The sequence below is a fragment of the Pseudoalteromonas sp. DY56-GL22 genome (genome assembly GCF_041414715.1).
GTDB lineage: Bacteria > Pseudomonadota > Gammaproteobacteria > Enterobacterales > Alteromonadaceae > Pseudoalteromonas > Pseudoalteromonas simplex.
Genome location: NZ_JANHZR010000002.1, coordinates 767967 through 791594 on the forward strand (window position 1 = coordinate 767967; position 23628 = coordinate 791594).

The window sequence follows — 23628 nt, forward strand, 5'->3', positions numbered from 1 at the left end:
AATATATTTTTAGATTATATCACTAGAATGCCACTTAAAAAAGGTGAGACACACTGGCTGGTCATGAATATAATAGTCAAAAATTTTATCCCGTTCTATTAAGGCGAAAAACTATGATTATTGGTGTACCTAAAGAAATCAAAAACCATGAATACCGTGTAGGTATGGTTCCTGCGAGTGTTCGTGAACTAGTAAACCATGGCCACCAAGTGTTTGTTGAAACTGATGCTGGTATGGGCATTGGCTTCACTAACGAAGATTATGTTGCAGCTGGTGCTGAAATTTTACCTACAGCAGCAGACGTTTTTGCTAAAGCTGAAATGATCGTTAAAGTAAAAGAGCCACAAGCTGTTGAGCGTGCAATGTTACGCGAAGACCAAATTCTATTTACTTACCTTCACTTAGCACCGGATCTTCCACAAACTGAAGACCTAGTTAAAAGTGGCGCAGTGTGTATCGCTTACGAAACAGTAACTGATTCACGTGGCGGTTTACCTCTTCTTGCTCCTATGAGTGAAGTTGCTGGTCGTATGTCTATTCAAGCTGGTGCACAAGCGCTTGAAAAATCAAACCACGGCCGTGGTATGTTACTTGGTGGTGTACCAGGTGTTGAGCCAGCTAAAGTTGTTGTTATCGGCGGCGGCATGGTTGGTCGTAGCGCAGCGCAAATGGCTGTTGGCCTAGGTGCTGACGTTGTTGTTCTTGACCGTAACATCGACGTACTACGTGCATTAGACGCACAGTTCGGTAATAAAGTTAAAGCTATCTACTCTACTGCTGATGCACTAGAAAAACACGTACTAGAAGCTGACCTTGTGATCGGTGGCGTACTAATCCCAGGTGCAGCAGCGCCTAAACTAGTAACAGCTGAGCACATCAAAGCAATGAAGCCTGGTTCTGCAATCGTTGACGTTGCAATCGACCAAGGTGGTTGTATCGCAACTTCTAAGGCGACAACTCACGCTGATCCTACTTACATCGTTGATGACGTTGTTCACTACTGTGTTGCTAACATGCCAGGTGCTGTTCCACGTACTTCTACGTTCGCACTTAACAATGCAACATTACCGTTCATCATCAACCTTGCTAACAAAGGCTATAAGAAAGCGCTTCTTGACGATGCAAACTTCTTAAAAGGCTTAAACGTGATCAAAGGCCAAGTTACTTATAAAGAAGTAGCTGAAGCTTTCAACATGGAATATGTTGACCCACGTACAGCAGTTGAAAATGCTTAATAAGAATTAGCATTGTGAAACAAAAAAAGCAGCGAAATCGCTGCTTTTTTTATGCCTGTTTGCAAATAAATTAGTTTATCTGCAAACAATTATATTTCTGATTAACGACGCTTAGTTTGTTTAGCGCGTTGATTGTGCTTTTTAACCGCTTTACGGATTTGGTTAATTTTAGCACGTTTGTCTTTACGCTTTTCAGGAATAACCGACAGCTTAGTTTGCGTTTCGCGGCCAAGTTGTACTGTTTTACGTAAATAGTTAACCGTGTCTAAATCAAGCTCAGCCCAACCACCTTGTGGCAAACGCTTATCAAGCTCTAACTTACCGTAACGAATACGGATAAGACGCGATACTTCAACATCTTGTGATTGCCATAAACGACGAACTTCGCGGTTACGACCTTCTGTTAAAGTCACATTGAACCAACGGTTGATACCTTCACCACCCATAGGTTTGATGTTTAAGAATTTCGCAGGACCATCATCAAGCTCAACGCCTTTTGTTAGAGTGCGTAGCGTTTCGTTAGTCACTTCACCAAACACACGAGCTGAGTACTCACGCTCTACTTCGTAGCTTGGGTGCATTAAACGGTTAGCAAGTTCACCATCGTTAGTAAACAGCATTAAACCTGCGGTATTAATATCTAATCGGCCAACTGCAATCCAGCGTTCGCCATCAACACGTGGTAAACGGTCAAATACCGTACGACGACCTTCTGGGTCTTTACGCGTACATAACTCACCTTCTGGTTTGTTATACATAAGCACACGACAAATACGGTCGGCTTTGTCTTCGATTTTCACTACGTGACCGTCAACACGAATTACATCGGTTGCTTCTACGCGGTCGCCTAAACGAGCCACTTTACCATTCACGCTCACGCGGTTGGCATCGATGTATTTTTCCATTTCACGACGTGAACCCACGCCAGCACGGGCTAATACTTTTTGTAACTTTTCAGTTTCTACATTACTCATTCAGATAGTTCTCTCACAGAAGGATCGCTCAATAGCTGGTTGATTTTACTCTCCTGAAGTTCAGGTAACGGCGGTAATTCATCTAAACCAGCTAATGAAAAATAATCTAAGAAAGCGGATGTTGTGGCATACAACGCTGGGCGCCCGGGCACCTCTTTATGGCCAACAACTCTAACCCACTCTCTTTCTAATAAGGTTTTAATTATTCCTGAGCCAACAGCGACCCCCCGTACTTGTTCAATTTCACCACGGGTAATAGGTTGTCTATAGGCAATCAAGGATAACGTTTCTAGTAGTGCTCGTGAGTATTTAGGTGCGCGCTCTTGCCATAAGTTTGCCAGCCAAGGCGCTAAACTAGCGCAGGCTTGAAACCTGTAACCGCTGCCTACTGCAACAAGCTTAATGCCTCGGGTTTGATAATGCGTTTGAATTTGTTCAATTGCATTATTAATGCGCGGCATAGATACGCTTAAATCAGCTAATACTGTCTCTTTTAAATGACGTTTAGACACAGGTTTTCCAGCAACAAAAATCGCGGCTTCTATGATTTCGACTAACTGTTCATCACTGATACGTTTTGTGGCCATTGCTACTAAAGGTCATTTTAAATCACTAACGCTCTATTATGACAGAAGTCGGCCAAGGTTGGAAAAATTATTGTAAAAAAGCCAGTGTAAAACACTGGCTTTGGGGGATATTTATAAATGAATTTTGAAATTAGCTATTTTTAACCATTTCAAGGGCATCATCTTCGGCAACGTCGCTGCCATATTTGCTAATGTAATTAACAAACTCAGTGCGGCTTATACGCTTATCTTTGTTGCTATCCATATAGCCAAAGTGATTTGCGATATCGTCGTCATCGGCTTCTTCAATTGAAACATAACCATTTTTGTCGTTATCTAACGATTTAAAGTCATTTTCGATTGGGTCAAATTTAGCGATTTCAGCTTTAAATGCTGATTCAGATACCTCACTATCAGCTGCCACCTTGCCTGTATTTAATTGCATATATGCATTAAATTCAGTACGGCTGATTTGCTCGTCCATATTGGTATCGATGTTTGAAAAATGCTCCCAAATTGCATCATCGTCAGCTTCTACCTTAGAGATATAGCCGTCATTGTCATTATCTAGACTGCCAAAATCGCTGTCGATTTTTGCTAAAGAGTTACTTGCAGAACATGCTGAAAGACTTAGTGCTGCTAAAATTGTAGATGCTAAAGTTAACTTTTTCATAAGACATTTCCTTGTAGTCGATTAGATTCAATTAGACTATTTCAAGTTGAATGCCAAAATGCCTTATTGACTAAAATCAAGCACTTACAATCTAGTTAAGTTACTGTTAAGCCTATGATTTAGCAAGCTTTTCATAGGTTGCTGTAATTTTTTCATAAAAAAAGCGCTCCGAAGAGCGCTTTTTACAAATAACAAAAATGCCGTTATTAGATAGCTGCGTTTTGGTAACGCTTAACGAAGTCTGTTACTGCTTCGCCATTACATTTTAACGTGTTTAAGTTGCCAATTTTTTCACGCACAGGTGTTAAACCTTTTTTGAGTGCAGTGATGCAAAGTTGAGTTTCTTTTTGCTCATTTTTAGCAAACACTTCAATCGATGCTTTTGCTACTTCTTGTGATTGTGCTTTTTTTGCAATTTCACGAATGTCAGTACCGTTACATAAAATGCTTTTTGAAAAACGTGACATTGAAATGCCATGCTTTGCTGCTTCTTTACGTGCAGCGGTAAACCCTTCGTTTGCACTTAAGCTACATAACTTCGATTCAATACTGTTATCAGCTGAAAAGTAGTGCGGGTTGCTTGCTAATGAGCCAAATGAGATACATGCAAGAGAAAGCATCACTAATTGTTTTTTCATGGTTTACCTTTAAATAGTACATAATATGAACGGGTGGTTTGCGCGCATTATATAAACAAAAATAAGCAGATCAACTGAATTATTTATTTAATTTAATAATTAATAGTGAGTTAACAATGTTTTTAAATTAAGCAGCAATTGATCAACATTTACCCAATTTGATTTTCGTAATTAGCTTATGAATAAGCCCTAGTTTGATGATAGAATTGCGCTAAACACTGAAACAAAAATAATAGGTGCACCATGAAGGTAATCTCATTTAACATTAACGGCCTGCGCGCTCGTTTACACCAATTGCAAGCCGTAATTGATAAACATCAACCAGATATTATTGGCTTACAAGAAATCAAAGTACATGATGAAGCCTTCCCTCTCGAAGACGTACAAAAAATGGGTTATCACGTTTATTTTCACGGTCAAAAAGCACATTACGGCGTGGCAATGTTATGTAAACAAGAGCCAAAATCAGTTGTTAAAGGCTTTGCAACCGATACCGACGAATCACAGCGTCGTATGATCAGTGTTACCGTGACACAAGAAAATGGTCGTGACCTAACGGTGATGAATGGCTACTTCCCACAAGGCGATAATATTGCCCACGAAACCAAATTCCCTTATAAGCGTCAGTTCTATAAAGATTTAATGACTCACTTAGAAGATAACCACACGGCTGATCAAGATGTTATTGTGATGGGCGACATTAATATTTCACCGACCGATCTCGACATTGGTATTGGTGAACCAAACCGTAAGCGCTGGTTAAAAACAGGTAAGTGTTCTTTCCAACCTGAAGAGCGTGAATGGTTAAGCACTTTATTAAACTGGGGCTTTAAAGATACCTTCCGTGAACTTTACCCAGAAAAAACTGAGCAATACTCGTGGTTTGATTACCGCTCAAAAGGTTTTGATGACAACCGTGGTCTACGTATTGATGTGATCTTAGCAACTCCAGCTCTTGCTGAGCGTTGTGTTGAGTCTGGTATCGATTACGAATTGCGAGGTATCGAAAAACCATCTGATCATGCGCCAATTTGGTCAACATTTAACGCATGATAGACACATTGCAATGGCAGCTCCCTTTATGGAGCTGTGTGGCTATAATACTCTGGCTCAGCTTTGATAAGCAAAGCGCATCACAATTATTGGCAACGCCAATAAGACAAGTTGGTGTGCTCGCATGTGCTTTAGTACTTGCGGTACTGTGGCGCATTAAAGCGGGGATATTGCCAGGCCTCGAATTGCATATTTTAGGGGTTACTTCAGTGACCCTAATTTTAGGTTGGCGACTGGCTATTTTTGCAAGTACCTTGGCGAGTTTGTTGTTAGTGCTGGTTGCACAATTGCCAATCAGTTTATTGCCTGTGCATTTGTTATTTACAGCGTTCATTCCAATTACGTTGAGCTATCTGTGCTTTGTAATTTGCTATACCTATTTACCAAGACACTTTTTTATTTATATCTTTTTATGCGCGTTTTTAACCGCTGCTGTTATCGCCTGTATTAAAATACTTACCAGCGGTGTGTTTTATTACTTGCTTGGTGATTACAGTTTTATTGAGATTTCAGAAAATTATCTGATTCTGTGTGCCATAATTTGGTTTCCTGAAGCAATGCTCAATGGCATGGCCATTACCTTGATGATCACCTATCGCCCTCATTGGGTTAAAACCTTTTATGATAAGGACTATTTAGACTCATGAGTCTTCACTACCACTGCCCGCTTTGCAAACTTGAACTCACTCTAAACGACAAAACTTACCGTTGTGACAATAACCACAGTTTTGATATCGCCAAAGAGGGTTATGTCAATTTACTTCCCGTGCAAAATAAAAAGTCGAAACAACCGGGCGATAACCTTGAAATGGTGCAGGCTCGCCGCGCTTTTTTAAGTGCCGGACACTATTTGTTTTTACAGCAGGCTTTAGCTGAGTTAGTGGCATCTCTCGAACCAAGTTCAGTGATTGATTTAGGCTGTGGTGAAGGTTTTTATACTCAAGCTATAGCAGCGCAGTCGAGTGCCGATGTATATGGTGTCGATATTTCTAAGCCCGCGGTAAAATACGCCGCTAAGCGCTACGAAAATGCGCATTTTAGTGTCGCGTCGATTAGCCAAGCCCCTTTTGCAGATGCGCAGGCTGATGTGCTTGTTAGTGTGTTTGCCCCTTTATTTGCACAAGAGCTTGCCCGCCTTGCCAAGCCGCAAGCTAGTTTAATTGTTGCAAGTCCTGGCCCTTGGCACCTTAAAGAGTTAAAAGCGTTTATTTATGCTGATGTAAAACCGCATACAGAGATAGAACCACCAGCAGGCTTCAGCAAAGAGTCGATAAATTTATTAGAACAGCAGGTGCTGTTGTCTGTCGATGAGATTAAACATTTAATTATGATGACGCCGTTTGCGTGGAAGTTTCGCCCGGAGCATTGGCAGCAGATTGAGCAGCAAGGCCCACAAAAAGTAACGTTATCGTTTTATGTGAGCCAGTTTATTCGCGATTAGAAGTGTTCTTTAGTGAAGGCTTTATCCATTTTTTCGAACATATCTTTTAATAATTGAGCTAAATCAGTGTAGCGTGGTTTTTCAGTCGTTAACTGTGACTGATAACCATGCGCCTTCATTTTACTGTGCAGCTCGGTATACCAACTTAGCATTGCTGGCTCTAAACGGGTTTCTGCACGGCGGCCTAGCCACAACAAACCTTGAAGCGGTAGTGATAAAAAGAAAAGCGCGATAGTGATAGCTTGTGGAAAATAATCACTACCTAAGTAATTCACTTGCATAAATACGGTCAGCATTGCCAAAATTGGCATCACTGTAATTGCCAGATCAGTGGCCTTGATCACTCTAAATTCGGCAAACAATGGAGCGAGCTCTTGTCGCATCGGCCATTTTTTAGCGTATTGACGACCTGTTTGCACTTGTGACATGACACCTTTTTGCATCATCACTCCTAGGGTTTTCAACTTGTTTCACAACCGAGTGTAACACACTCCCGGATACAATCCCTGCAAAACCTGTCCTAGTTTTAATACCAAATTAATGGTTAGGAGACTAACGTTTAAAGTCTAAATGAGATAAAATGTTATCGGCTTAAGTCAACCAGACTTTAGTATAATTACAGCCTAGCTTTGTTAAGTGTAGCAACAAAATACTTATTTACTATACTGGCAAAGAATTCTAATTATCAAGCCTTAATATACACTGACTGATATCGTACTTTTAGGACCTAGCTATGTCGACGCCCCTTTGCTCACCACAACATGTTTTAGTACTGAACTGTGGTAGTTCAAGTTTAAAATTTGCCATTTTAGATGCCGCCACTTCTGACGAAGTTATTTCTGGTTTAGCTGAGCGCCTTGGCTCAGACACGCCTTCAATCAAATATAAATATAATGGTGAAAAACAACTTATTGAGCTTGCAAAGGGCCAAGCCCACGATGCAGCAATTGCTGAGCTTGTGAAGCTAGTTAATGAGCTAGGCCTTGCAGATAATTTAATTGCTGTGGGTCATCGTGTTGTACACGGTGGTGAGCATTTCACTGAATCTGTGCTTATCGACGATGATGTACTTGCAGCTATCGAAAAAACAGCCGCACTTGCTCCACTTCATAACCCAGCCAACTTATTAGGCATTCGCACTGCACAGCAAGCGTTCTCAGCGCTGCCACAAATTGCTGTATTTGATACGGCATTTCACCAAAGCATGCCAAATATTGCTTACTTATACGCCCTGCCTTACTCGCTTTATAAAGAGCACGGCGTAAGGCGTTATGGCTTCCATGGTACAAGCCATTATTATGTTGCAGGTGAAGCAGCAAAAATGCTCGGCAAAGAGCGCGACCAAACCAATGTGATCAGTGCGCATTTAGGTAATGGTTGTTCAGTGTGTGCGATTAAAGATGGTAAGAGCGTTGATACCAGTATGGGTCTAACACCGCTTGAAGGCTTAGTGATGGGCACGCGCAGTGGTAGCATCGACCCGGGTTTATTCACGTTTTTAACTCAGCAACTAAATTATTCAGTGCAAGAAATTGATGACTTACTTAATAAGCAAAGTGGCCTGTTAGGTATTAGTGAACTATCAAATGACTGTCGCACTATTGAAGAAGCCGCTGTTGAAGGCCACCCGCAAGCGAACCTTGCACTCGATATTTTTTGCTACCGTTTAGCAAAACAAATCGCCGCATTCTTAGTGCCTGTGCAGCGCCTTGATGCGCTTATTTTCACCGGTGGTATTGGTGAAAACTCAGATATCATTCGCGACAAAGTGATCACCCAATTAGGCTTTTTAGGCCTTGAGTGTGACGAAGCTGCAAACTTAGCGGCACGTTTTGGTAAAGAAGGCTTAATTTCAAAAGGCCAAACGCATGCTAAAGCGTTTGTGATCCCGACCAACGAAGAATGGGTTATTGCTAACGATGCAGCCCGCATTGCAAAGGAGGGTTAAGTAAATGGCACGTAGAATTATGTTGATCCCTATTTCGACTGGGGTTGGTTTAACATCTGTTTCTGTTGGTTTAGTGCGTGCGCTTGAGCAAAAAGCGCTCAAAGTGAACTTTTTCAAGCCAATTGCACAGCCACGTTCTGGCGATACAGGCCCTGAAAAGTCGACGCAAATTGTCACCCATGGCTCACCAATTAATCCGCCGACACCATTTGAGCTTAGCTATGCAGAGCAAATGATTGGTGATGGTAAAGGCGACGATTTACTAGAAGAAATCGTAGAGCGCTTTGAAAGCACTATTAAAGAAGACGAAATTGCTATTATCGAAGGTATGGTGCCAACACGCCGTCAGCCTTATGCAGGCCGTGTAAACCGTGAAATCGCGCAAACACTGGGTGCTGATATTGTTTTTGTTTTAACGCCTAGTAACGATAGCAACGACCAAATTGAAGACCGTTTAGAAATCGCCTCAGGCAACTATGGCGGTGTTAACCACCCTCGCGTGTTAGGTTGTATTTTCAATAAAGTTAATGCACCTTTAGATGACGAAGGTCGTGCCCGTGCTGACCTTGTTGAAGCCCATGAGCCTGAGCAACTTGAAAACGAATTAAACCGTTTAGCATCACTGCCTATTTTCAGAAAACACCCATTTAAGTTATTAGGTTCAATCCCGTGGGATTTCGACCTAGTGGCGCCGCGTGTGCGTGATTTATGTGAATACCTAAAGGCTGAAGTTATTAATGAAGGCGACATGGCTCACCGTCGTTTACGTCGCGTTACTTTCTGTGCTCGTACTGTATCGAATATTTTAAGCCACTTTACCCCGGGTGCATTACTGGTCACTCCGGGCGATCGCTCTGATGTACTCGTTGCCGCTTGTTTATCGGCTATGAATGGTACCAAGCTTGGGGCTATTTTATTAACCGGTGGCTTTAAACCTGAAGATCGCATCATGAAATTATGCGAACAAGCGATGGATACTGGCCTGCCAATTCTTGCTACAGAAGAAGATACATGGCGCACATCTTTATTACTGCACAACTTCAATATGGAAGTACCGTGTGATGATGACCAACGTATCGATAAAGTAAAAGATCACAACGCCAGCCATATTGACTCTGACTGGTTAGACAGCCTGGCACAAAGTGTTGGTCGTACTCGTAAAATGTCTCCACCAGCGTTTCGCTTCTTACTGACAGACAAAGCTCGTCAAGCGAATAAAACGGTTGTTTTACCAGAAGGTAATGAGCCGCGCACAATTAAAGCTGCGGCAATTTGTGGTCAACGTGGCATTGCAAAAACAATTTTACTTGGTGACAAAGAAGAGATTTTACGTATTGCTGAGCAACAAGGTGTTGAGCTTAACGATAACGTAACTATTGTTGAGCCAAGTGATGTGATCAACGATTACGTTGCGCCTATGGTTGAAATTCGTAAAAACAAAGGCTTAACAGAAGTGGTTGCTCAAGAACAACTACTGGATAACGTGGTGCTTGGTACTATGATGCTTGAGCAAGGCAAAGTAGATGGCCTAGTGTCGGGTGCGGTTAACACTACAGCGAATACGATTCGCCCGCCGTTACAGTTAATTAAAACTGCACCAGGTTCATCGTTGGTATCGTCAGTGTTCTTTATGTTGTTACCTGATCAAGTTCTGGTTTATGGTGACTGTGCAATCAACCCAGACCCAACGGCAGAGCAACTGGCCGATATCGCGATCCAGTCAGCTGATTCAGCGGCTGCGTTTGGTATTGAACCTCGTGTTGCAATGATAAGCTACAGTACAGGTACTTCGGGTTCAGGTGCTGATGTAGAAAAAGTGCGTGAAGCTACTAAACTTGCCCAGCAAAAGCGCCCTGATTTAGTGATTGATGGCCCGCTTCAATACGACGCTGCAATTATGGAAAACGTAGCAATTAAGAAAGCACCAGACAGCCCCGTTGCAGGTAAAGCAACGGTGTTTGTATTCCCTGATTTAAATACCGGTAATACAACTTATAAAGCCGTACAACGTAGTGCTGATTTAATTAGTATTGGCCCTATGCTGCAAGGTATGCGTAAGCCGGTAAATGACTTGAGCCGTGGTGCATTAGTAGACGATATTGTTTACACCATTGCCCTTACAGCGATTCAAGCTAAGCAAGTTGAAAGCTTAGAAAATTAACCCTTCAAAATTTAGGCTAATTTATAAACCCTTTATAAATTAGCCTATTACCTTCTTTATACTGACCTATTCCCATATTTATCCACAGAATCTGTGGACAACCTCAACAGCGATATTGGGCAAAACCTCAGCAATCAAAATTATTGCGCTTTATCTTAACTTTGTTTACCTATACTATAAATTCAAAGGCTTCAAAGATAGGATCGCAGATGTCAAAACAAACGTTACAACTTCATAGTGAAGAACTTACCATTCATAGTTTAGATGTCGATGCAACGATTGACCCTGCCTTACTCCAACAAGCTATTTTCTTTATTGCAAAAACGGCTGATGAGCTGTCTATTGTCTGCCCAAGTAGTTTCCAGCTCGACAGTCTGGACCAAGAAACCGACTGGCAAGCACTGGAAGTCATTGGCCCACTTGGTTTTTCATTAACAGGTATTATGGCGAACATTTCTGGTGTGTTAGCAAAAGCGTCGATTTCGATTTTTGCATTATCAACCTACGATACAGATTATGTATTGGTGAAAAAACAAAGTATGGCCAAAGCCATTACAGCTCTGAAAAAAGACGGTTACCATGTGCTAGGTGATGTTAAATAAGCCATGACTAACGAAGTTCAATACTTACCCGAACGCAGTCTCAGAAAAGCGCGCTGCATGGCCATTAAAAGCCCATTTACTGGGCGTGTAAAAAGCATTAGCGAGCACCCTGAGCCATTTTTTCGTTTTGCCACCCTTGGCCCAGGGATTAGTGTTGAACTAACCAGCCACAACATCATTGCGCCATTCGATGGCACCCTATTACAAGTTAAAAATGCTGGTAAAGAATACATTTTACAAGCAAAAAACGGTTTAAAAGTTTTATTAAACTTATCGTTTTCATCGGTTGAAGAACATATCAACCACACCAATATTGCTAAATTAAACGGCAGTAAAATTAGCCAAGGTGAACGATTAGCCTATTTTGATTTACGCGAGCTGAGCAGCCCTATGCTTGGTACGCTTTGCGTTCTCAATAGCCAACACCTTGGACCCCTTTATTATTCACTATCTCAGGTCACTGCTGGGGTAGACACATTACTCACTGTAACTAAAAAGTAGAATTTATGACTATCATGTACGGTATCAGCAACTGCGATACAATTAAAAAAGCCAAAAAATATTTAACTGATAACAATCAAGAATTTACTTTCCATGATTACCGTAAAGACGGCATTAGTGCTGAGCTAGTTAATGAGTTTGCAGCGCACATTGATTGGCAAGACTTAGTTAATAAACGCGGCACAACTTACCGTCAATTATCTGATGAACAAAAGCAAAACCTAGATAAAGAATCTGCATTAGCATTGCTGGTTGAGCAACCTGCGATGATCAAGCGCCCGGTACTTGTGCATAACGGCCAATACCACTTAGGTTTTAAAGCCGCTCAATACGATGAGATTTTTGCCTAATGACTCACCCTGTTATTGAACTTGCTCAAGCGCTTATTCAGCGTGAATCAGTAACGCCTGAAGATGCTGGTTGCCAAGCGTTAATGAACGAACGCCTTGAAAAACTAGGCTTTAATATTGAATCACTGTTTTTCACTGATACGCTAAATACTTGGGCTCGTAAGGGCGATGCGTCACCGCATTTTTGTTTTGCTGGTCACACAGATGTTGTACCAACAGGTCCTGAAAAAAATTGGCAGCACCCTCCTTTTTCTGCACTGGTAAAAGACGGTATGTTACATGGCCGCGGTGCAGCCGATATGAAAGGCTCTTTAGCTGCCATGGTGGTTGCCACCGAGCGTTTTGTGGCTAAACACCCTGATCATAAAGGGTCAATTTCGTTTTTAATTACGTCTGATGAAGAAGGCCCGTTTATCAACGGCACAACCCGTGTTATCGATACTCTTGAAGCACGAGGTGAGAAGATTGATTTATGCCTAGTTGGCGAACCTTCTTCACGAGATGTACTTGGCGATGTGGTAAAAAATGGTCGTCGTGGTTCATTAACTGGCTTTTTAACTGTGAAAGGTGTGCAAGGCCATGTTGCTTACCCGCATTTAGCGCAAAACCCGATTCACCTAGCTGCTCCTGCGTTAACTGAGCTAAGTCAAACCGAGTGGGATCAAGGTAACGAATTTTTCCCTGCAACAAGTTTTCAGGTTTCGAATATTAACGGTGGCACCGGTGCCGGTAATGTGATCCCAGGTGAACTTGAGATTCAATTTAACTTTCGTTTTAGCACCGAAGTAACTCACCAACAGCTACAGCAACGAGTGGTTGATATTGTTGAGAAACACAACCTCAATTACGAGCTAAATTGGATTATTAATGGACTACCGTTTTTAACCGACCATGGTCCGTTAGTTGATGCCACCGTGCACGCTATTAAGCAGGTGACTGGACGCGACACCGCACTTGAAACCACCGGCGGTACTTCTGATGGTCGCTTTATCGCACAAACGGGTGCCAAAGTCATTGAGCTTGGTCCGCGTAATGAAACCATCCATAAAGTAGATGAATGTGTTAGCACCGATGATTTAATTCAACTTGCTGATATTTACGAAGTGATTTTAGAGCAGCTGCTTACATGAACCAAACAGAGCTTAAGCAATGCGCCACTGGGTTGAGTAGCTCACATTTAGTTGAGCTACAAAATCATCGCTTGCATCGTAATATTGTCGATGATTTTTTAGCTCTGCAGCAAGGGGCAAAAGAAGCAGGTATTGATCTGACAATTGCCTCAAGCTTTCGCGATTTTCATCGTCAAAGTGCTATTTGGAATGCTAAATTTCAGGGCCTTCGACCGGTTTACACCCTTGAGCAACAAACGGTAGATTTAGCAAGCCTAAGTGATACTGAAAAGTGCCACGCTATTATGCTTTACTCAGCACTCCCTGGGGCAAGTAGGCACCACTTTGGTACCGACCTCGACATTTACGATACCCGCCCTATTGACGATGATTACCAGCTGCAATTAACCCCTGATGAGTATTCGCCCACAGGGCCCTTTGCCAAGCTTGCTGCATGGCTTGACGATAACCTAGAAAAGTATGGTTTTTATCGCCCTTACCAAGAATACAAAGGTGGAGTTGCCCCTGAGCCTTGGCATATTAGTCATATTGGTGCAGCTGCTAAGATGATGCAGTATTTGTCAGTTGCAACATTACAGCAATGTATTGAACAAAGTGAGCTTAGCGGCAAACAAGCGATACTAGCCGAACTAAACACCCTGTATGAACGCTACGTATTAAATGTTAATAAGCCCTAATCTAGACTCTGTGCTTTTTAGCCATTAAAAACACCAGTACAGCGCCAAGAATTAAGGCGCTGGCTACAACTAAACGCGCTGTTAATTGCTCATCTAATACCACCACCCCAGCTAATGTGGCAAGCACGGGCACGGTTAGCTGTACCACACCTGCTTGGCTACTTTTAAGCCTAGGTAGTGCAATGTACCAAATGCTATAACCAAGCCCAGATGCAAGCGCTCCTGAAGCTATCGCCAAATAAACGCCAGTTGCTGTGATACCCTGCCAATCAACCACGGCTAGAAAGACTAAAATTGGCACAAGTATTAAACTTCTTAGAAAGTTAAAGCTGGTTGCTTTCAAAGGTGAGCTGCATGATTTTCCGCGAATACTGTAAACACCCCACGCCACACCACTTAACGCCATGAGCATTGCCGGCATGAAAGAAGGCACCGTGGCTGAGGGTAGCATTAAGTATATAAACCCCGCAAAAGCGACAAACAAAGCCCCCCACTGCACTTTACTGAGTGGTTCTTTATTTAAAACACTATGGCCTATCATGGTTAACTGTACTGCTGAAAATAAGATAAGTGCGCCTGTGCCTGTGTTTAAATCAACATAGGCAACTGAAAAGCACAGCGCGTAAATAAATAAACTAAGCGCACTGATATTGCTACCTTTATCGGTTAAAGGTTGTGCTGATTGTGATTTTGATCTCAATAAAGTTGTTTGCCATAAAAGTATACCAAGCAACATAAACGCCCCACTCACTAAGCGAATGACGGTAAAACTTAACGGATCAATATCACCACTTTGCAATGCCATCCGGCACAGCAAAGAGTTAGCTGCAAACGCACAAAGTGCAATCAAGGTATAAAGTACAGTGCTTAACAAATACGGTGTTCCTTTAACATAAAAAATAAAAAGACCAGAAAGTTGTCTATTAACTTACGATTTTTTACATAATTTATCATATAAGGTTAAGCCGCGTATGCTAATCTGAGTACATTGTTTAAAAGGAGTGTTCAGTGCATCGACGTTTATTTATTGGAGCTGCTTTACTGTTATCTGGTTGCAGTACCATAGGTATTACTGATCTATTCCAAGATTATGCGACGCAGCTAAGACCTGTGCGCCAAGCTGTTTCTCAAAATAACATAGCAAGTGCTCAGCAGCTTTTGCCAAGTAATAGCCGTGTTCACAGTAACTATTTGTTAAATCAGCTTGAAACGGCCCGTCTTGAGTTTTTGGCTAAACAAAATTCTCAGGCCAATGAGACCTTTGAAGCTGTTTATCAAAATATGGAAAAAAAGCGTCAAGCAGCCAAAGTACAGCTAAGTGCAGGCCTTGAGCAAACAAATTCATTATTAACCAATGACTCAGTGATTGGTTATGAGCCAGCAGCCTATGAAATGACCATGCTGCATAGCTACAAAGCACTGAGTTATGTATTTGATAAACAACTTGAATCTGCATTAGTTGAAGTTAGACGCGCTAATAAAGTGCAAGAAGATGCACTAAAAGATAATCAAGCCGCACTTGATGAACAAGCAGAAAAGGCCGCTGAAGGCTACCCTGATATGGCCGAGTTAATTGGTAATGTCAAAAATGGCTTTCAAAATGCTTTTACGTTTTATTTATCGGCCCTACTTTATGAGGCAGATAAACAATATGATGATGCCTATATCGACTATAAGAAAGCGCTCGAAATAAACAGTGAGAATAGCTACTTACAGCAAGCAGTGTTACGTCTTGCCAAAAAACAAGGTTTTGATCAGGACTTTGAAGAATTTAGCAAACGCTTTGGCAAGCTAAAGCAGACTCAAGCAAACACAGGCCAAGTAATTGTAATTGCAGAGCAAGGTTTAATACCAGCAAGGCAAGAGTTTAATTTACGGTTACCTATTTATACTTCGCGTGGCGATGCACGCTTTTATAGTGTTGCCATGCCAGTTTATCGCGATACACCTTATGCTGGCGGTGATAACACTGTGAATATCGGTGGTGAAAGCATAATGTTAACCCCTATTGTTAGGCTCGAAGCACTAGCGGCGAAGACATTAAAGGATCAAAGTGCTGGCAGAATAACCCGACAAGTAATGCGTCTGGTAGCAAAAGAAAAGGTACGTGCAGAGTTAGCAAGAAGTGGCGGCGATGTTGGTAACATTTTAGCCAACATTTATAACGTTGCATCTGAGCAAGCTGATACACGAAGCTGGTTGACTTTACCAAGCCAACTTAGCATTGCTCAGCACCCAATGCCCACAGGTCAGCACACTTTAACTGTGCCAGGGCATGGCGAAATAACTTTTACGGTTGGTAAGCAAGGGTTAACCTTGATTTTTCTAACCTCCATAAATAACTACTACGACACACACGTTGTACAACTCTAGGAGCAATGATGAAATACTTAGTGCCACTATTAACCATTTTACTTGTTGCGGCTTGCTCCTCACGCCCTACCACTTCTGGCATTGGTGTTGAGCAGGCATCACAACAGTATAACCAACAACTGATTGTTAATAACCCTGAACTAGGCAAGAAATTAGCCATTACAGATGTAAAAACACGCCAAACGAACGGCTTAACTGATGTGGTTGTGACACTGGCAAGCCAATATAAAAAGTCTCAATACTTACAATATCAATTTACTTGGTATGACGCTGATGGCTTTGTTATTCGTGGCAACCACTCACCTTGGCAACCCATTACTTTATTTGGATTTGCTAAAACTCAATTACCGGGCCTAGCCCCGACAGCAAATGCTGTCACCTTCTCGCTTGCAGTGCGTGAAGTGTCAACAGAAGCACAAGAATTTGAAGATTAAGGATACTACAATGAAATTACTTTCTGTTAAGTCGGCTGCGGCCGTTGCAATGACAAGCGCTTTGTTACTATCTGGCTGTGCTAATAAGGCCGTTGTTAGCTATGGTGATGCGCAAGCTGTTGAAACCACAGACATCAATTTTGGTTCAACAGATCTACAAAAAGTAGCCAGCCAAATGACAGACTCGTTACTTGCTTCACCTGTGGTTGGCACCATGACAGCAAATACTCGCCCTATCGTGTTTGTTGAGCGTATTAAAAACAAAACGAGCGAGCATATTGATTCTGAATCAATCACCGATTCAATCTCAACACAGTTATTACGCAGTGGTAAGTTCCGCTTTGTTGATATGACCCGTGTTGAAGCTGTGCGCGAACAACTTAATTTCCAAAACGTCGATCCACTAGTTGATCCAAATACCGCTATTGCCTTTGGCCAGCAAGTTGGTGCGCAATATATGTTATACGGCAACTTATCGAGCATTGTTAAATCAAATGCTGACAAGGCTGATGTGTATTACAAATTCACTATGCGTTTAATGGATTTAAAAAGCGGCTTAGTTGAATGGGCTGATGAAACTGAAATCCGTAAAACACGTGAGAAATCAACCTTTGGCTGGTAGTCAGGAGGGGTTATGAAATACCTAGTAGCAATCCTAGCAAGCTGTTTATTACTGAGCTCGCCTAGTTATGCTGACTATCAGCGTAACAAAGCAGTACCAGTACAACAGGTGTTATTTGGCTCAGTACAATCAGTACGAACCATTACCGAACAAGAACTGGTCAAAGACAGAACCAACGGCTGGGAAACGTTTGGCGGTGCACTTATTGGCGGTGTTATCGGTAATCAGTTTGGTGGCGGTAGTGGCCGTACTGTAGCAACCATTTTAGGTTCGATGATTGGTGGCTCTGTTGCTCACAACCGTCAGCAAAACAGTCGCGTAATACAATATCAACTTGTTGAATTAATGATCAAAGTAGAAAGCGGCGAACAATTTATGGTTGTGCAAGATAAAGACAACCAAATGCTGTTTAGCCAAGGTGATAAAGTACGCTTGGTGTACCTCAATGATAACACGGTGCGTGTTGATAAAGCGTATTAAAAAAGCGAGCCTCGGCTCGCTTTTTTTAGCTTTGTCGATAATCAGCGAAAAATCGCTGCATCTTACTCATGGCTTCTGTTAAATCATCTTTGTTTGGTAAAAACACCAATCTGAAATGATCAGGATCTGGCCAATTAAATGCACGGCCATGCACTAATAAGATTTTCTCCGCTTTGAGTAAATCTAAAATCATGCGCTCATCATCTTTAATATTAAAGTGCGCGGTATCTACTTTCGCAAATGCGTAAAGCGCCCCTTTAGGCTTTTTACAGCTAATACCATCAATGGCATTTAAACCACGCCATGCAATATCACGCTGAACATAAAGCCGACCACCTGGGTTTATCAGGTTATCGATTGACTGCACACCACCTAAAGCTTGTTGAATAGCATATTGTGCTGGTACATTGGCACATAAGCGCATGGATGCCAGCATATCTAGGCCACGACTCAAGTCGTCCATCATGCTAGTGCGACCGCTTAGCACCATCCAGCCCATTCGCAATCCCGCAGCGCGGTACGTTTTTGCTAGGCCATTAAAGGTGATAATTGGTACATCATCACACAGTGCGCCAATTGAGCTGTGGCTGACACCGTCGTACAAGATTTTCTCGTAAATTTCATCGCTCAATAACAATAATTTATGCTCGCGAGCAATGTTGATCAGTTCCATCAACAGATCATCGCTATATACCGCACCGGTTGGGTTATTTGGGTTAATAAGCACCAATGCTTTGGTCTTTGAGGTGATCTTCGATTTAATATCAGCAATATCAGGAAACCAATCTTGTTCTTCATCACAAAGATAATGCACAGGGTTACCCCCTGCTAATTTAACCGAAGCTGTCCATAGCGGATAATCCGGTGCAGGAATAAGCACTTCATCGTCATTATCAAGTAGTGCTTGCGTGGTCATTTGAATGAGTTCGCTGACCCCATTGCCGATATAAATATTATCGACATCAAGGTTATATAAGCCGCGTTGCTGATAGTGCTGATAGACTGCCACACGGGCTGAGTAGAGGCCTTTAGAGTCACAGTAGCCTTGGGCTGAATATAAGTTACGAATGATATCTTTGTGCATATCTTCAGGCATATCAAAGCCAAAGGCAGCTGGATTACCAATATTTAGCTTTAATACTTTTTGCCCTTCGTCTTCCATTTTTCGAGCTTGTGCAAGCACAGGCCCACGTATGTCATAACAGACACCGTCTAGTTTGTGACTCTTTTTGATTTGTGACATGGTTACCTCTACTAATTAGCCTTAAGACTAACCTAGTAAGGGGCCACCACGCCAGAGGATTTTTGCGGTTATAACTGAAATAAATTCAAGTTTTTAGCGAGTAGCGAACCAAGCTTGTAATTTTTCTACAGAGCCAGAAACTTGCTGATCGATACTTGCACTGTTTTGCTGTGCTATATCAGCATTCCCTTCATTGAGTGCATGCTCAATTGATTGAGCGAGCTCAGATAGACTTTGGGCTCCAAATTGGGCGGCATTTGATTTTAAGCTATGAGCATGACGCGCTGCAGCTTCGTTGTCTGAACCAAGATTAGCGTGCACCTCAGAGCCTAACCTTTGAAACTCGCTACAACAAAAAGAAAGCGTGTCAGCAAATTGATCACCCAGTAGCGACTCCATTCCTTCAAGCGCACTTTCATCGATAGTGATAGTCGTCATCTTTATCCCTTAATAAAACCAAATATTTAAATCGCAATTTTAGCTGTCTGCTTTAAAAATGCAAAATTACAGCTCTAGCTCATGTATACTAAAGAGACTTCAAATGTATACAAGAGTATCTATGGCTAGAGAATTATGCTCACATTGTGGCTTTTCAATTAAAACCTGTTTATGTGATTCAATAAGCATAATCAATAATAAACTAAAAATCATTATATTACGCCACCCAAGTGAGGAAAAAGTCACTAAAAATACGGCCAATTTACTGAATTTAGGTTTAGAAAATTGCCAGATCATCGCTGGTGAGTCAGAGCAAGACTTTTTACAGCTTGCAACATTGCCAAAAGCAACAACAGCGGTTCTTTACCCTACTGAGGATGCCTTAAGTCTAGATGAGCACACTGCCACTACAGATGCTTTCAAACAGTCTTTAAATCATTTAATCGTAATTGATGGTACATGGAAAAAAGCCTACAAAATGCTGCAATTAACCCCTAGCCTCCGTGCATTTCAAACGGTGAGTTTTAAGCACATACCACAAAACAAATACGTCATCCGTAAAGCACCTCGAGCAGATAGTTTATCAACTTTAGAAGCTGTAGCTCATAGCCTTAAATTAATTGAAGGCATTGATGTAACACCACTATACAGATTATTAGCAGCACTGGTCGATAAGCAAACTCAGCATATGCCGGATGATGTTAAGGCACGCTATCTATAATGCGTGTATCAAAACGACTAAGCGCAGGTTTTCATCGTAAGGGACCCGATTATCGCTTTGATGATCAGGTCGATTTTGACGATATTCGCGACACCTTTGGTTTTCGCACTATGGTGGTTGGTAATTGGGTTAATAAGCAAGAACGGCTATTAGCGGCGAATTTAATTTACGATGCTTTAGCCGATCTTGCGCAAATACTGACTTTACCGCCAACGGCAATTGGCCTTAGAGGGAAACTCAATTTTGCTTTTGGTCATGGCGGACAAAAAGGTGTGCAGGCTCATTATAATGCTCACAGCCAAACCCTTGCGCTGGCTAAAAATGCAGGTGGTGGCGCACTCGCCCATGAATGGTTTCATGCTTTTGACCATCATATTTGTCAGCACTTATTTAGCGGCAGAAAGAGCATGCAATTCTGTTCGGCGCTGTGGCTCGAACAGTCACCAGACTTGAGTCATCCACTTAATCAACGCTTAAATGAGTTTTATCATCAGGTATTTTTAGATAACTCTGGTAAAAATCCAAATGAATTCGTAAAACAATCTATCGCTTTTGATAAGCAAGTAAAGCAACTTTATATGAGTATGCCTGAGGAACTAGCTGCCCGCTGTTTTGAAAAGTGTATTAGCGTCCACCCTAACATCAAAAATAGCTTTTTAGTGAGTGGCTTATCGAAAAGTGGCTTAATCTACCCGGATGAGCAGCATACGATGAATTGTTTTGAAGCCTTGCTTAAATATTTTAATCAGCTAGGTTCGCTGTTGCATCAAGATTAAGGTCAAGTTTTTTTACCTCGCTTATCCAGTCTAAATAATCATCTGCAGCAAGGGGTTTTGAAAAATAATATCCCTGTCCAAACTGGCAACCATAGCTTTGTAACATAGCGAGGCTTTGCTCATCTTCAATACCCTCAGCAACAACATGTGCACCTAAAGTAGTGGCGATATCACAGGTTGCCTTACAGATACTTTGATCATTAACCGAAAACGGCAGATTTAACACAAATTGTTTATCTATTTTGACTTCATCAAAACCAAGTTGGCTTAAATAGGCAAGTGATGAGTAGCCTGTACCGAAATCATCAATAGCGAGTTTTAGACCTATTAAACGGTAATCATCAAGCATGGCTTTAATTTTTTTACTTTCTTCTAAGGTCGCTGATTCAGTGAGCTCTAACATCACTGATTCAGCCGCCACATTTTGCTCATTTAAAATGGTAATTAGCAGCACAGGTAAATTTTTATTTAATAAATCCTTTGCAGAAATATTGATGGAAATAACATGATCGGGTATCAGTTTGCAAAACTTCGCTTGCCATTCAACCCCCTTTTCAACGACCCACTCTGTTAGCTGATTGATCACCCCTGCTGACTCTGCAATTGGAATAAATATCTCAGGACTAACAATACCAAAAATTGGATGTGTCCAGCGCAGTAATGCTTCACAGCCAACTACTTTGCCCGTTTTCAAACATATCTGCGGTTGAAAGTGCAAACTTAGCTGATTTTCATCAATCGCAATTTTAAGCGCTGCCGCAATGGATAACCTTTGTTCAGAAAGCCGCGCACTTTCTGAGTCGAACATACGCCAACGTTCACCTTGTAGGCGCTTTTCAGTCATTGCTTGTATTGCACATTGCAATATTTGTTTCGCGGTATTGCCATGCATCGGGTAATAAGCAACACCAATATCAACACGGTCGACTAAGTTAATTTCTTCATGAGTAAGGCCCTCTTCAAACACACCATGGATCATGCAGGCAAATTGCTCAATATGGCTTAATTCTAGTTCGCCCAAGATCAAACACCCAAATGTACTATCGTCAATATGAGCAAGCCATGTGCTTCTGGTGGCTTGAACTTCCAACTTTAATGTATTCATGGTCTGCATCTGAATGTTTAATATACTTAGTTTTTCATTGATACAAATATTAGCTTGCTCAAACCCAAAGGTAGAACGTGCATTTGAGAGTACATGAGGTTTAAATAATAAAACTGAAAAATGTTGCTTTTGCGACACTTTTTTCATCATTTGCGCGAGTAAAAATTGTTTATTTGGTAGCTTCGTATCCGCATCGTGCAGCATCGAATAACTAAATGCTGAAATTTGCTGACGGTCTTTTAATAACAGTACGGAGCAGATCGCCAATGATGTGAGCAATAAAATGGTGTTATGAATTCCATGGTAGCCAATACCAAATCCATTCCATAAAAACAGACTTAACGCCTGAATAACAATAATTAGAAGCATAAAAATACGCAGATGAGTACGATTACCCTTACGCTTAATCAAACTATAAAATATTACAGAGGCAAAGCACAAAAAGCCCAAACAGCTGACTATAAATAACCACTGACGATTAAAATGAGGCAATAGTGATGACAATAAAGCTGCACTGAATAAACACAGCATCATTGCTTGCCAGGCCTTTTTAAACTTTGCTGTATAGGTATGGATCGCTAAAAAATGATATAAAAAATAGCTCACAAAACATAATGCGAACTCATTAACAGGCCATTTAGATTCCCAATTAAAACCACCAATTAGATAATTTATTAATCCGTTATCGATTAAAAACCCAATGGTGACCAATATAAAATAGGCATTTAGGACTAAGTATTTTGTTCGCTGGGATACAAAAAAGTAAACACCACAAACAAACATACACAAAATCAGCCCCCCTAAAATCGCACCGTAACTCAAAATAGTTTGATGTAAGTCAACTTCAAAACTTTTTGCTGTTTCGACACCTAGTTCTAATGTTAGCGATCTTTTGTGCACGAAGTTAACTAGCGCCCAGCGAGCTCCTTGGCTGTGCTCTATTAACCAATGAGGTCGCACATTCGATAAACTTTCTAGAGAAGCAAGCCGCTGATCATTGGTGGACTGATAATTTTCATCTAACAGATAAAACTTTGCCCACGTTAAGTTAGGCTCACTAAGATAAACAACATAGTTTTTATTTTCAGGCAATTGCTGTAAATCGATAATTAACCAATAGGAGGTTTGTGCTGCGAGGCGAACCGTATTGTTTTCTAAAGCATTTAAAGGCTCAGCATTTTGCAGTGATACTTCGAGGGTCTGACTAAGTTTGGCTAAAGGCTGTTCTGAATCAAGTACCCATACCGGTAAGTTATTGCTTGCAGCATTAATACTGGCACTATGAAGCAATACGCAGCCCAGTAAAACGAGCAAATTTTTTATAACCTGATGGATCAGCTTGCCAATAAAGTGCATTTTAGCTCCGTGCTTTAAACACCAGCTAAAAGTATGGGATGAATACGCTTAAATTGCCAATTTATGAGAATGCAAATAAGTAAAAAGTTTAACAAATAATGATATGTGGTCCAAAGACCACATGTTGAAGG

26 protein-coding genes are annotated in these 23628 nt (G+C 41.4%); 17 read left to right on the top strand and 9 right to left on the bottom strand.

Features of this window, described 5'->3' with window-relative positions:
- Window positions 1-113: 113 nt before the first annotated feature.
- Window positions 114-1235: an alanine dehydrogenase gene (gene ald / locus NO991_RS07470; protein WP_054552970.1), complete on the top strand. Its 1122-nt coding sequence runs from the start codon at window positions 114-116 to the stop codon at window positions 1233-1235.
- A gap of 101 nt (window positions 1236-1336) precedes the next feature.
- Here the strand turns inward: ald and rluB are convergent, their stop codons facing one another.
- The 4 genes from rluB to NO991_RS07490 all read right to left on the bottom strand — a co-directional run bounded on the left by rluB (window position 1337) and on the right by NO991_RS07490 (window position 4086).
- Window positions 1337-2209, bottom strand: a complete 873-nt coding sequence (gene rluB, locus NO991_RS07475; RefSeq protein WP_063704647.1) for a 23S rRNA pseudouridine(2605) synthase RluB — start codon at window positions 2207-2209, stop codon at window positions 1337-1339.
- Window positions 2206-2796 (bottom strand): SMC-Scp complex subunit ScpB, encoded by a 591-nt coding sequence (gene scpB / locus NO991_RS07480; protein ID WP_054552968.1) that lies wholly within the window; start codon window positions 2794-2796, stop codon window positions 2206-2208. Before scpB ends, rluB begins: the two co-directional genes overlap by 4 nt.
- A gap of 130 nt (window positions 2797-2926) precedes the next feature.
- Entirely contained in the window at window positions 2927-3448 is a 522-nt protein-coding gene (locus NO991_RS07485; RefSeq protein WP_138600085.1) for an EF-hand domain-containing protein, read from the bottom strand.
- Between the two features lie 206 nt (window positions 3449-3654).
- Window positions 3655-4086, bottom strand: a complete 432-nt coding sequence (locus NO991_RS07490; RefSeq protein WP_138615748.1) for an exonuclease III — start codon at window positions 4084-4086, stop codon at window positions 3655-3657.
- Window positions 4087-4329: 243 nt separating this feature from the next.
- Here NO991_RS07490 and xthA point away from each other — a divergent pair, with 243 nt between their 5' ends.
- Genes xthA through NO991_RS07505 form a run of 3 tightly spaced genes read left to right on the top strand, consistent with a single transcriptional unit; the run spans window position 4330 to window position 6580 of the window.
- The gene (gene xthA, locus NO991_RS07495) at window positions 4330-5139 is read left to right on the top strand and encodes an exodeoxyribonuclease III (protein ID WP_138615750.1); all 810 of its coding nucleotides are present in this window, start codon (window positions 4330-4332) and stop codon (window positions 5137-5139) included.
- The gene (locus NO991_RS07500; protein ID WP_371351899.1) at window positions 5136-5786 is read left to right on the top strand and encodes an energy-coupling factor ABC transporter permease; all 651 of its coding nucleotides are present in this window, start codon (window positions 5136-5138) and stop codon (window positions 5784-5786) included. The genes xthA and NO991_RS07500 overlap by 4 nt, the downstream gene beginning before the upstream one ends.
- Entirely contained in the window at window positions 5783-6580 is a 798-nt protein-coding gene (locus tag NO991_RS07505) for a putative RNA methyltransferase (protein WP_058584803.1), read from the top strand. Before NO991_RS07500 ends, NO991_RS07505 begins: the two co-directional genes overlap by 4 nt.
- Here the strand turns inward: NO991_RS07505 and yfbV are convergent.
- Window positions 6577-7023: a terminus macrodomain insulation protein YfbV gene (gene yfbV / locus NO991_RS07510; RefSeq protein ID WP_054552963.1), complete on the bottom strand. Its 447-nt coding sequence runs from the start codon at window positions 7021-7023 to the stop codon at window positions 6577-6579. The genes NO991_RS07505 and yfbV overlap by 4 nt on opposite strands.
- Window positions 7024-7313: 290 nt before the next feature.
- On the opposite strand from yfbV, the gene NO991_RS07515 reads away from it, so the two are divergent.
- From NO991_RS07515 to NO991_RS07545, 7 genes are all read left to right on the top strand, one after another.
- Window positions 7314-8528, top strand: a complete 1215-nt coding sequence (locus NO991_RS07515) for an acetate kinase (protein WP_138600089.1) — start codon at window positions 7314-7316, stop codon at window positions 8526-8528.
- A gap of 4 nt (window positions 8529-8532) precedes the next feature.
- Window positions 8533-10689, top strand: a complete 2157-nt coding sequence (gene pta, locus NO991_RS07520; RefSeq protein ID WP_138615758.1) for a phosphate acetyltransferase — start codon at window positions 8533-8535, stop codon at window positions 10687-10689.
- 209 nt (window positions 10690-10898) lie between these two features.
- A complete protein-coding gene (locus NO991_RS07525; RefSeq protein ID WP_054552960.1) occupies window positions 10899-11291 on the top strand; it encodes an ACT domain-containing protein in 393 nt (130 codons plus the stop codon).
- A 3-nt stretch (window positions 11292-11294) separates the two neighbouring features.
- On the top strand, window positions 11295-11792 hold the full coding sequence (locus NO991_RS07530; protein WP_188730213.1) for a PTS glucose transporter subunit IIA: 498 nt from the start codon (window positions 11295-11297) through the stop codon (window positions 11790-11792).
- Window positions 11793-11797: 5 nt separating this feature from the next.
- The gene (locus NO991_RS07535) at window positions 11798-12142 is read left to right on the top strand and encodes an ArsC family reductase (RefSeq protein WP_054561266.1); all 345 of its coding nucleotides are present in this window, start codon (window positions 11798-11800) and stop codon (window positions 12140-12142) included.
- The gene (dapE, locus tag NO991_RS07540) at window positions 12142-13272 is read left to right on the top strand and encodes a succinyl-diaminopimelate desuccinylase (protein ID WP_371351901.1); all 1131 of its coding nucleotides are present in this window, start codon (window positions 12142-12144) and stop codon (window positions 13270-13272) included. Before NO991_RS07535 ends, dapE begins: the two co-directional genes overlap by 1 nt.
- Window positions 13269-13949, top strand: coding sequence for a M15 family metallopeptidase (locus tag NO991_RS07545; protein WP_371351902.1), 681 nt, complete (start codon window positions 13269-13271; stop codon window positions 13947-13949). The genes dapE and NO991_RS07545 overlap by 4 nt, the downstream gene beginning before the upstream one ends.
- Before the next feature lies 1 nt (window position 13950).
- Here the strand turns inward: NO991_RS07545 and NO991_RS07550 are convergent, their stop codons facing one another.
- Window positions 13951-14823: a DMT family transporter gene (locus NO991_RS07550; protein WP_371351903.1), complete on the bottom strand. Its 873-nt coding sequence runs from the start codon at window positions 14821-14823 to the stop codon at window positions 13951-13953.
- Window positions 14824-14957: 134 nt separating this feature from the next.
- Between NO991_RS07550 and NO991_RS07555 the strand changes: the two genes are divergently transcribed.
- From NO991_RS07555 to NO991_RS07570, 4 genes are read left to right on the top strand one after another with little or no spacing between them, the layout of a single operon-like run.
- Window positions 14958-16322 carry a COG3014 family protein gene (locus NO991_RS07555; RefSeq protein WP_371351904.1) on the top strand — a complete coding sequence of 455 codons (1365 nt, stop codon included), beginning with the start codon at window positions 14958-14960 and terminating at the stop codon, window positions 16320-16322.
- Between the two features lie 8 nt (window positions 16323-16330).
- Entirely contained in the window at window positions 16331-16756 is a 426-nt protein-coding gene (locus NO991_RS07560) for a YcfL family protein (RefSeq protein ID WP_054552954.1), read from the top strand.
- A 10-nt stretch (window positions 16757-16766) separates the two neighbouring features.
- Window positions 16767-17378, top strand: coding sequence for a penicillin-binding protein activator LpoB (gene lpoB, locus NO991_RS07565; RefSeq protein WP_300362963.1), 612 nt, complete (start codon window positions 16767-16769; stop codon window positions 17376-17378).
- Window positions 17379-17390: 12 nt separating this feature from the next.
- On the top strand, window positions 17391-17858 hold the full coding sequence (locus NO991_RS07570; RefSeq protein WP_187490320.1) for a glycine zipper 2TM domain-containing protein: 468 nt from the start codon (window positions 17391-17393) through the stop codon (window positions 17856-17858).
- Between the two features lie 25 nt (window positions 17859-17883).
- Here NO991_RS07570 and NO991_RS07575 read toward each other — a convergent pair whose 3' ends face one another.
- Window positions 17884-19101 carry a pyridoxal phosphate-dependent aminotransferase gene (locus NO991_RS07575; RefSeq protein ID WP_138600096.1) on the bottom strand — a complete coding sequence of 406 codons (1218 nt, stop codon included), beginning with the start codon at window positions 19099-19101 and terminating at the stop codon, window positions 17884-17886.
- 93 nt (window positions 19102-19194) lie between these two features.
- Complete coding sequence (locus tag NO991_RS07580; protein ID WP_054552950.1) at window positions 19195-19539, bottom strand: Hpt domain-containing protein; 345 nt, start codon at window positions 19537-19539, stop codon at window positions 19195-19197.
- 121 nt (window positions 19540-19660) lie between these two features.
- Between NO991_RS07580 and NO991_RS07585 the strand changes: the two genes are divergently transcribed.
- A complete protein-coding gene (locus tag NO991_RS07585; RefSeq protein ID WP_138600097.1) occupies window positions 19661-20260 on the top strand; it encodes a tRNA-uridine aminocarboxypropyltransferase in 600 nt (199 codons plus the stop codon).
- Window positions 20260-21036 carry a CLCA_X family protein gene (locus NO991_RS07590; protein ID WP_138600098.1) on the top strand — a complete coding sequence of 259 codons (777 nt, stop codon included), beginning with the start codon at window positions 20260-20262 and terminating at the stop codon, window positions 21034-21036. The genes NO991_RS07585 and NO991_RS07590 overlap by 1 nt, the downstream gene beginning before the upstream one ends.
- Here NO991_RS07590 and NO991_RS07595 read toward each other — a convergent pair.
- Window positions 21002-23497, bottom strand: coding sequence for an EAL domain-containing protein (locus NO991_RS07595; RefSeq protein ID WP_371351905.1), 2496 nt, complete (start codon window positions 23495-23497; stop codon window positions 21002-21004). The two genes, NO991_RS07590 and NO991_RS07595, sit on opposite strands and share 35 nt — an antisense overlap.
- Window positions 23498-23628: the final 131 nt, after the last annotated feature.

Excerpts from the sequence above, each read along its gene's own strand:
- ald (WP_054552970.1), top strand. The coding sequence starts at position 114 with ATGATTATTGGTGTACCTAAAGAAATCAAAAACCATGAATACCGTGTA.
- rluB (WP_063704647.1), bottom strand. The coding sequence starts at position 2,209 with ATGAGTAATGTAGAAACTGAAAAGTTACAAAAAGTATTAGCCCGTGCT.
- scpB (WP_054552968.1), bottom strand. The coding sequence starts at position 2,796 with ATGGCCACAAAACGTATCAGTGATGAACAGTTAGTCGAAATCATAGAA.
- NO991_RS07485 (WP_138600085.1), bottom strand. The coding sequence starts at position 3,448 with ATGAAAAAGTTAACTTTAGCATCTACAATTTTAGCAGCACTAAGTCTT.
- NO991_RS07490 (WP_138615748.1), bottom strand. The coding sequence starts at position 4,086 with ATGAAAAAACAATTAGTGATGCTTTCTCTTGCATGTATCTCATTTGGC.
- xthA (WP_138615750.1), top strand. The coding sequence starts at position 4,330 with ATGAAGGTAATCTCATTTAACATTAACGGCCTGCGCGCTCGTTTACAC.
- NO991_RS07500 (WP_371351899.1), top strand. The coding sequence starts at position 5,136 with ATGATAGACACATTGCAATGGCAGCTCCCTTTATGGAGCTGTGTGGCT.
- NO991_RS07505 (WP_058584803.1), top strand. The coding sequence starts at position 5,783 with ATGAGTCTTCACTACCACTGCCCGCTTTGCAAACTTGAACTCACTCTA.
- yfbV (WP_054552963.1), bottom strand. The coding sequence starts at position 7,023 with ATGCAAAAAGGTGTCATGTCACAAGTGCAAACAGGTCGTCAATACGCT.
- NO991_RS07515 (WP_138600089.1), top strand. The coding sequence starts at position 7,314 with ATGTCGACGCCCCTTTGCTCACCACAACATGTTTTAGTACTGAACTGT.
- pta (WP_138615758.1), top strand. The coding sequence starts at position 8,533 with ATGGCACGTAGAATTATGTTGATCCCTATTTCGACTGGGGTTGGTTTA.
- NO991_RS07525 (WP_054552960.1), top strand. The coding sequence starts at position 10,899 with ATGTCAAAACAAACGTTACAACTTCATAGTGAAGAACTTACCATTCAT.
- NO991_RS07530 (WP_188730213.1), top strand. The coding sequence starts at position 11,295 with ATGACTAACGAAGTTCAATACTTACCCGAACGCAGTCTCAGAAAAGCG.
- NO991_RS07535 (WP_054561266.1), top strand. The coding sequence starts at position 11,798 with ATGACTATCATGTACGGTATCAGCAACTGCGATACAATTAAAAAAGCC.
- dapE (WP_371351901.1), top strand. The coding sequence starts at position 12,142 with ATGACTCACCCTGTTATTGAACTTGCTCAAGCGCTTATTCAGCGTGAA.
- NO991_RS07545 (WP_371351902.1), top strand. The coding sequence starts at position 13,269 with ATGAACCAAACAGAGCTTAAGCAATGCGCCACTGGGTTGAGTAGCTCA.
- NO991_RS07560 (WP_054552954.1), top strand. The coding sequence starts at position 16,331 with ATGAAATACTTAGTGCCACTATTAACCATTTTACTTGTTGCGGCTTGC.
- lpoB (WP_300362963.1), top strand. The coding sequence starts at position 16,767 with ATGAAATTACTTTCTGTTAAGTCGGCTGCGGCCGTTGCAATGACAAGC.
- NO991_RS07570 (WP_187490320.1), top strand. The coding sequence starts at position 17,391 with ATGAAATACCTAGTAGCAATCCTAGCAAGCTGTTTATTACTGAGCTCG.
- NO991_RS07575 (WP_138600096.1), bottom strand. The coding sequence starts at position 19,101 with ATGTCACAAATCAAAAAGAGTCACAAACTAGACGGTGTCTGTTATGAC.
- NO991_RS07580 (WP_054552950.1), bottom strand. The coding sequence starts at position 19,539 with ATGACGACTATCACTATCGATGAAAGTGCGCTTGAAGGAATGGAGTCG.
- NO991_RS07585 (WP_138600097.1), top strand. The coding sequence starts at position 19,661 with ATGGCTAGAGAATTATGCTCACATTGTGGCTTTTCAATTAAAACCTGT.
- NO991_RS07590 (WP_138600098.1), top strand. The coding sequence starts at position 20,260 with ATGCGTGTATCAAAACGACTAAGCGCAGGTTTTCATCGTAAGGGACCC.
- NO991_RS07595 (WP_371351905.1), bottom strand. The coding sequence starts at position 23,497 with ATGCACTTTATTGGCAAGCTGATCCATCAGGTTATAAAAAATTTGCTC.